Source organism: Pseudomonas sp. FSL R10-1350 (assembly GCF_009600525.1).
GTDB lineage: Bacteria > Pseudomonadota > Gammaproteobacteria > Pseudomonadales > Pseudomonadaceae > Aquipseudomonas > Aquipseudomonas helleri.
In genome coordinates this window covers 1-388 of record NZ_WIVR01000198.1, presented here as the reverse complement: position 1 = coordinate 388, position 388 = coordinate 1, and the positions used below count along the sequence as shown (strand labels likewise).

Genomic DNA, 388 nt, shown 5'->3' with positions numbered 1-388 from the left:
TGAAGATGTGGCTGAACTGGCCCGTTACTTAGGCCCACGCACGCCTGATCAACGGGTGATTGCCATGCCGGGGACTGGCACCAATGTGCCGATCTGGTTGCTGGGCTCAAGTCTGTTTAGCGCACAATTGGCCGGTGAGCGCGGTTTGCCGTACGCCTTCGCGTCACATTTCGCACCGCGTTTAATGCATGAAGCGATTCGTGTGTACCGCAATCACTTCAAGCCTTCAGCCGTTCTCGACAAACCCTACGTGATGCTCGGGGTGCCCTTGGTCGCTGCCGATACGGATGAGCACGCCGAGTACCTGGCAACCTCCGTGTACCAGCGAATTCTGGCGCTGATGCGCGGCCAAAGTCTGGTTCAGCGTGCGCCTGTGAAGACCATGGAT

1 protein-coding gene is annotated in these 388 nt (G+C 58.2%); it reads left to right on the top strand.

The features are described 5' to 3' along the window. Positions 1-388: LLM class flavin-dependent oxidoreductase (locus GHO25_RS25825; RefSeq protein ID WP_153393451.1), on the top strand; the 388-nt coding region annotated here is incomplete at both ends.